This is a genomic window from Streptomyces sp. URMC 123 (assembly GCF_051386515.1).
Taxonomy (GTDB): domain Bacteria; phylum Actinomycetota; class Actinomycetes; order Streptomycetales; family Streptomycetaceae; genus Streptomyces.
This window is the reverse complement of sequence record NZ_JBPQTV010000340.1, coordinates 1-6,942: the sequence shown is the minus strand read 5'-3', so window position 1 is coordinate 6,942 and position 6,942 is coordinate 1. Positions and strand designations below refer to the sequence as shown.

At 72.6% G+C, this 6,942-nt stretch carries 6 protein-coding genes and 1 pseudogene; 4 read left to right on the top strand and 3 right to left on the bottom strand.

Annotation, left to right across the window (positions count from 1 at the left end; genetic code table 11):
- The first annotated feature begins 280 nt into the window (after positions 1-280).
- Both ACSNOD_RS26645 and ACSNOD_RS26640 read left to right on the top strand, forming a co-directional pair.
- Positions 281-613: a DUF2530 domain-containing protein gene (locus tag ACSNOD_RS26645; protein ID WP_436769609.1), complete on the top strand. Its 333-nt coding sequence runs from the start codon at positions 281-283 to the stop codon at positions 611-613.
- An 85-nt stretch (positions 614-698) separates the two neighbouring features.
- Positions 699-3,353, top strand: a complete 2,655-nt coding sequence (locus ACSNOD_RS26640) for an HAD-IC family P-type ATPase (RefSeq protein WP_436769608.1) — start codon at positions 699-701, stop codon at positions 3,351-3,353.
- Here the strand turns inward: ACSNOD_RS26640 and ACSNOD_RS26635 are convergent.
- The 3 genes from ACSNOD_RS26635 to ACSNOD_RS26625 form a co-directional block, all read right to left on the bottom strand.
- Positions 3,316-4,533 carry an ABC transporter substrate-binding protein gene (locus tag ACSNOD_RS26635; RefSeq protein ID WP_436769610.1) on the bottom strand — a complete coding sequence of 406 codons (1,218 nt, stop codon included), beginning with the start codon at positions 4,531-4,533 and terminating at the stop codon, positions 3,316-3,318. The two genes, ACSNOD_RS26640 and ACSNOD_RS26635, sit on opposite strands and share 38 nt — an antisense overlap.
- A 381-nt stretch (positions 4,534-4,914) precedes the next feature.
- The gene (gene cyaB / locus ACSNOD_RS26630; protein ID WP_436769607.1) at positions 4,915-5,478 is read right to left on the bottom strand and encodes a class IV adenylate cyclase; all 564 of its coding nucleotides are present in this window, start codon (positions 5,476-5,478) and stop codon (positions 4,915-4,917) included.
- A 24-nt stretch (positions 5,479-5,502) separates the two neighbouring features.
- The gene (locus ACSNOD_RS26625) at positions 5,503-6,351 is read right to left on the bottom strand and encodes a helix-turn-helix domain-containing protein (protein WP_436769606.1); all 849 of its coding nucleotides are present in this window, start codon (positions 6,349-6,351) and stop codon (positions 5,503-5,505) included.
- A 113-nt stretch (positions 6,352-6,464) separates the two neighbouring features.
- Between ACSNOD_RS26625 and ACSNOD_RS26620 the strand changes: the two genes are divergently transcribed.
- Complete coding sequence (locus ACSNOD_RS26620; protein WP_436769605.1) at positions 6,465-6,833, top strand: DUF6415 family natural product biosynthesis protein; 369 nt, start codon at positions 6,465-6,467, stop codon at positions 6,831-6,833.
- Between the two features lie 14 nt (positions 6,834-6,847).
- Positions 6,848-6,942 (top strand): annotated as a pseudogene (locus ACSNOD_RS26615) ((2Fe-2S) ferredoxin domain-containing protein); the annotation flags it as partial.

The window sequence follows — 6,942 nt, the reverse complement described above, 5'->3', positions numbered from 1 at the left end:
GCTCCTCATACCCCCGGCCGAAGGCCGGGGTGAGGTGGTGGTCCCCGCACCGAAGGCGCGGGCAACCGTGGTCCCCGCACCGAAGGCGCGGGCAACCGTGGTCGTCGCGCAAACCCGCCGGGAGGGCGAAACGCCTACGGCCGGAAAGGCGGCGACGGTGATGTCACGGACGACGTGAACAGGGAGGTCATGCCAGCCTCGCCGGACGGCGACTACGCTGGGGGAGACGCCGGGCGAATGACCACGCCAGGCGACGACCGAGCGCGAAAGGCCGCCCCCGATGGGTAAGTGGACCCCCACACACGAGGCTCCCGAGCCCCTCGAGGGCAACGTCGTGGCCACCATCACCGGCGGCACGGTCATCTGGTTCGTCCTCTTCCTCGCCCAGCTGCCGTTCTACCGCTGGTTCGACGACCACGACCGCCTGTGGTGGCTCTGGACGTGCCTCGCCGGCGGCGCCCTCGGCCTCATCGGCATCTGGTACGTCCGCAAGCGCGACGCCGCGATCCGCCGCGCCCGGGCCGAATCGGCGAACGCCGCCCCCGCGGCGCGCACCCCGAACGCCGCCGACCCCACGGGAAACGCGCCGGAGGCCGGCCGGACGGGGGCTTGATCCTCGCGTCCGGGGGCCTCGCGCCGGCCCTCGATCAGGGGCGCCCGGTGGGTGAATCCCGGATTCCGCCCGTACGGTCGTAGACATGACGCATCGGGCGCAGATCGACATCGGAGGCCCCGATCCGGGCGGTGACCGCCCCGGACCGGTCATCGACGCCGGGGCCGAGCTCGACCCCGTACATCCCGTGCGCCCACCCGAGGAGAGGCAGCGGCCCGGACGGGGCGCGGCCCGGGGCCTGACCGCCGCGGAGGTCGCCGAGCGCGTCGCGCGCGGCGAGGTCAACGACGTCCCCGTGCGCAGCTCCCGCTCCACCGCCGACATCGTCCGCGGCAACGTCTTCACCCGCTTCAACGCCATCATCGGCGTCCTCTTCCTGATCATCCTGATCGTGGGCCCGATCCAGGACGGCCTCTTCGGCTTCGTGATCGTCGCCAACACCGCCATCGGCATCGTGCAGGAGCTGCGGGCCAAGAAGACCCTCGACAACCTCGCGGTGATCGGCGAGGCCCGGCCGACCGTGCGCCGGGACGGGGAGTCCGTCGAGATCCCCACGTCCGAGATCGTGCTGGGCGACCTCGTCGAGCTGGGGCCGGGGGACAAGGCCGTGGTGGACGGCGAGGTCGTCGAGGCGGACGGGCTGGAGATCGACGAGTCGCTGCTGACGGGCGAGGCCGACCCCGTGCTGAAGAAGCCGGGCGACCAGGTGATGTCCGGCAGCTTCGTCGTCGCCGGCGGCGGCGCGTTCACCGCCACCAAGGTGGGCCGGGAGGCGTACGCCGCCCAGCTCGCGGAGGAGGCGTCCCGCTTCACCCTGGTCCACTCCGAGCTGCGCAGCGGCATCAGCCAGATCCTCAAGTACGTGACGTGGATGATGGTGCCCACCGCGATCGGCCTGATCGTCAGCCAGTCGGTCGTCGAGGGCGACGACTGGCGGGAGGCGGTGCGGCGGATGGTCGCCGGCATCGTCCCGATGGTGCCGGAGGGCCTCGTGCTGCTGACCTCCGTGGCCTTCGCCATCGGCGTCGTCCGGCTGGGCCGCAAGCAGTGCCTGGTGCAGGAGCTGCCCGCGATCGAGGGGCTGGCCCGGGTCGACGTGGTGTGTCTGGACAAGACCGGCACGCTCACCGAGGGCGGCATGGACGTCACCGAGCTGCGCACGCTGAACGGCTCGGAGGAGGCGTACGTGGCGAGGGTGCTGGGCGCGCTCGGCGCGTCCGACCCGCGGCCCAACGCCAGCCTCCAGGCGATCGTCGAGGCGTATCCGGACGGCAGCGGCTGGCGCTGCGTGGAGGCGCTCCCGTTCAGTTCCGCGCGCAAGTACAGCGGGGCGACGTTCACCGAGACCGACGGCGACGGCGACGGGGGCGGCGGCGAGCGGAGGGAGGACGGCGAGCGGGGTGAGGACGGTGCGCGGGGTGAGGACGGTGCGCGGGGGGAGGACGGCGCGCGGCGGTCGAGCTGGCTGCTGGGCGCCCCCGACGTGCTGCTGCCCGACGGCGACTCCGCGCTCGACGAGGTCGACCACCTCAACGCCCAGGGGCTGCGGGTGCTGCTCCTGGCCCGGGTCGAGCCGCGCGCCGGCGACGCGGCGGACTCAGAGGCCGGAGGCGACCCGGAGGACGACTCACCGCGCGGTGACCACTCCGGAGGAGGTCTGTCCGACCCCTCCGTCACCGACTCCGTACGCGCCGCCGCCCTCGTCGTACTCGAACAGCGGCTGCGCCCCGACGCCTCCGACACCCTCCGCTACTTCGCCGAGCAGAACGTCGCCGCCAAGGTCATCTCCGGTGACAACGCGGTCTCCGTCGGCGCCGTCGCCGGCAAGCTGGGCCTGCCCGGCGCCGAGGCGCCCGTGGACGCCCGCCGGCTGCCGTCCGAGCCGGAGGAGATGGGGCGCGCGCTCGACGAGGGCGCGGTGTTCGGCCGGGTCACCCCGCAGCAGAAGCGGGACATGGTGGGCGCGCTCCAGACCCGCGGGCACACCGTCGCCATGACCGGCGACGGCGTCAACGACGTGCTCGCGCTCAAGGACGCCGACATCGGCGTCTCCATGGGCTCGGGGTCCGAGGCGACCCGGGCCGTCGCCCAGATCGTGCTGCTCAACAACAGCTTCGCCACGCTGCCGTCGGTGGTCGCCGAGGGCCGCCGGGTCATCGGCAACATCACCCGCGTCGCCACCCTGTTCCTCACCAAGACCGTGTACTCCGTGCTGCTGGCGATCCTGGTGGTCTGCTCGCAGGTGCCCTATCCCTTCCTGCCCCGCCATCTGACCCTGCTGTCGACGCTGACCATCGGCGTCCCCGCCTTCTTCCTGGCGCTCGCGCCCAACAAGGAGCGCGCCAAGCCGCATTTCGTACGGCGGGTCATGCGCTACTCCGTACCGGCCGGCATCATCGCGGCGGCGGCCACCTTCGCCACGTATCTGCTGGCCCGCGGCCACTACGTCGGGCCGGACGCGCTCAAGGCCGAGACCAGCGCGGCCACGCTGACGCTCTTCCTGGTGGCCATGTGGGTGCTGGCCATCGTCGCCCGGCCCTACACCTGGTGGCGGATCGCCCTCGTGCTCGCCATGGGCGCCGGCTTCCTGATCGTGCTCGTGACGCCCTGGCTCCAGACGTTCTTCGAGCTGAGGCTGGTGGGCACGACCCTGCCGTGGGTGGCCGTCGCGGTGGCCGGCGCCGCCGCGGCCGTGCTGGAGGTCAGCTGGCGCTGGGTGGCCCGCCGCTTCCCGGCGTGAGCGCGGCGGACAGCAGCGGCGCGTCCGGGGCCACGGCGGGGCAGTCGGCGGCCATCACCAGCCGCAGCTCGTGCTCGTGGCGCCGGCCCCGCTGCCACTGGCCGCCGGCGAGCGGCACCGTCGCCACGTTGGGCACCGGCCCGCGCGTCCAGTCCAGCCAGCCGGCGACGGTCGGCAGCCGCGTCCTGCCGAGGGCGTAGGCGACCGCGGCCCGGTCGGTGGGGTCGGCCGCCGCGCCCAGGGCGTGCGCGGCCACCTCGATCAGGGCGTGGGCCAGGCCCAGCGGCTGCAGCCACTGGCGGCCGGTGCGCCGCTCGTACGAGGCGGCGAGCGCGGCGGCGCTGGTGCCGTCCAGCGACGAGCGGTACGGGTGCCGGGGCGACCAGTAGACCAGCGTGGCGACGTGCTCGGCGTGCGGCGCCCGGCCCCGGCCGCCGCGGGCGGGGTAGGCCAGCCAGCGCGAGCAGGTCAGCAGCCGGGGGCGCAGCCCTTGGCGGGCGGCCTGCGCCACGAACAGGTCGAGGTCGGCGGTGGTGGCCGCGCTGGTGACCACCTCCACGCCCGCGTCGAGGAAGGCGTGGATGTGGGAGCGGAAGTCGACGGCGGGCTCGCGGTAGCCGCCGGGGTCGACCAGGGTGTGGCCGCGGGCCGCCGCGACCGGCGCGAAGCCGTGGCGGGCGTCGCGCAGGAAGCCGCCCTGGAGGTCGTCGTTCCACAGGCACCCCACGGTGCGGGGCGCGGCGGGGGCGCCGGCGCCGTCCAGCCGCTCCCACATCTGCGCGAACACGTGGGCGATGTCGTCCAGGCCCCAGGCGAAGTGGTACGTCCAGCGGAACGGCCGCGCGTCGGTGGCGCCGCGGCCGTAGTAGTACGCCTGCCAGGGGAACGTCGTCGAGACGCAGGGCACGCCGAGGGCCTCGCAGGTGTCGGCGACGGCGGGCAGCACGCGGGTGCCGGCCATGGTCACGATGATCTGCGCGCCCTCCTCGCGGAGCAGCTCCCCGACGGCGTGCCGGGCCGCGGCCGGGTCGGACCGGCTGTCCCGGCACACGAGGCGTACGGGGTGCCGGCGGGCGCCGCGGGTGATGTGCCGGAGGGTGGGGGCGAGCAGTTCCACGACGAACGACATCGGATCGCCGAGGTCGGCGAGGCGCCCGGTGCGGGGGAGGACGACGCCGATGCAGAGGGCGGGCCCGCCGCGGGGGCCGCCTCCGGCGGCGCGGCCGATGGCCGGCGGCGCCCCGGCGCGGGGCGGCCGTTCGGGCCCGGCGTCGGGGTGGGAAGCGGGTGCGCCCCCGGACCCCGGCTCTGGCCACGGCCCGGGTCCGGGTCCCGGCTCGGGTTCGGGTTCAGCTTCGGCTTCGGGTTCGGTTCCGGCGGTGGGGGTCCGGTCGGCTTCCATGGGTCGCCCGCTTCCTCCTCGGCGTGACCGTCACCCTTACCTACCCACACCCCACCAACCCGCCGCGTTCCGCACGTGTAGTTCCGCGTCCACCCGTTCGACCCGACGGCGCCTTCCTCGGGCGGGTCACCCGAGCTGTTCCGGCACTTCGCAGCGGCCTCATGCGCGCGAGCGCGCTGCTCGCACCGCATCCGTGTACAGCTCCGTGGTGAGGTCGTCGTCCTCGATGCCCAGGTTCCGGAGGACCGACCGCACATCGCCGAGGGCGGCCTTCATGTCCTTCTCGTCGGCCACGAGCGTTTCGAGCTCGACGAAGGTTCCGTCGATCTCCGGCACCCGCACCAGCGTAGCCAGCATGCGGCGGTCGGCGGCCTCGAACGCGTAGTTGCTGCACCGCTTCTCGAATGCGACCGTCACCCTGTAGCCGAGTCCGCGGAGGACCGCGTGCGTGGCCTCCGGGTCGGCCACGCCCGTCTCGTGTTCCGGCTTCGATCCCGACGCCCGGTCGACGGTGGCGCCCTTATAGGTGAGCAGGGAGCGTGTTCCCTCGGCGCCGTGCACGGTGCGGACCCGCAACTCCCGGCCCTCGGCGGCGAGCGAGCCGGACGCGTCGTCGTAGTACGTATCCCGGTACACCTCGACCTGCGCGACGGCCCGCTTCTCCAGCCTTCGCCGCACGTCCTCGACCGCCCGTACGCGTGCCTTCAGCTCTGCTTCGATCACTCGGGGCCCCCTCTTCCTCGGCTTTCACACCGTGCGACGGGACTCGCGCACAAGGTCCTCGAACATGCGCCTGAAGCCCCGGTACAGCGGTCCATGCGCTGTCTGCATGACCTTGTACGTGGCCGACTCGTGTCCTTCCCACCCCGCGTCGAACACACCCACGAACATCGTGGAGTCGATGCGGATGACGCGCCATGTCGGCAACGTGCGGTAGCGGTACACCTGTACGTCACAGCTGCTTGCGAGCTCCCTGAGGCGCGCCTCGGTGAAGCGCACGCCTCCGGAGAGGGCTTCGGCCGATTCACCGATCTCAGCGGCACGTCGGGCGAGCGCATCCGCTTCCGGGTCGAGGAGAAGTACGCGGACTTTCGGCGTCTGGTCGCCCGGTCGGCGTGACAGACACGTGCGCAGCAGGGAGTCGTTCAGGCCGATCAGGCCAAGGCCGCGCACCGCGAGCACGTCGAGTTCCGTGGCGCTGCGCGCTTGCTGGCGGATCTCTTCGGCGGCCGAGGCCTGTTCCGCGTACACCCGCACCACCTCGGGAAAGGCCGCGAGGTCGAAGGCCTTCCCACTGCTGGACGCCGTTCCCCGCGCAGCCAGGCCGAGAAGGCCGCGCGCTTCATCCGGCATGCCCAGACCGTTCGCGATGCGCTCGTAGACATCGAGTCGGGAGACTGCTCTGCGACCATTGATGATTTCGTTGACCCGGGACTGGGTCAGCCCAGCCGCTGCGGCGATCCTTCCTTGGCTGGCGCCCGTGTACTTCTGCGCATACCGGAATACGGCACCGACGTCTCGAGCCAGAAGCGCCTGTCGCACTTCGGCTCGTTCCCACGCCCATGCGGGCAACATGATCGATGCGATGGTCGACACACCAACTCCGCCCGTCCAGAGAGGGATGGGAAGTCATCCCACCGTGAGATTACCGGCCGGATATGGAGCGGCACACTCCGTAGCAAGACCCTGGGACGGTGAGAAAACGACCTGTGCGCTCGACGGAGCGGCAAGCGGACGCGGAGCCGCACCGAGATCCCATCGATACGGGTGCCATTTCGTTGGCGGTCGAGCAGGCATTGGCGGTGCGCTGCTTTCTGCCGCCTCGGGAACTGGCCGATCTCCGGTACCGGCTTCGGGGGTACGTCCGCGTGTTGCGGCCGCAGGTGCAGGCGCTGGCCGACTCCCTCGAACGCGGTGATCCCTCCTGGTACCTGTGCCAGTCCAGTTGCGACGCGGCGCGGCGGGTCCTCGACGAAGAACCGGATGACGGGCTGCGGACAGCGGTCTTCCGGCTGGGCCGAGTGTGCGGGGCCTTGCTCTCGTACGTGCAGCCTCAACGCCACGAGGACGTGACGTGAGACGGGTTCGCGACCTCGCGGCGGTCTCAGGCGCGGCGGCGGAGTCGAACGGACGGCTGGCGGTCCGCACGTCCGACTGCCTGGGCCCGTGCGCGCAGGCGAACGTGGT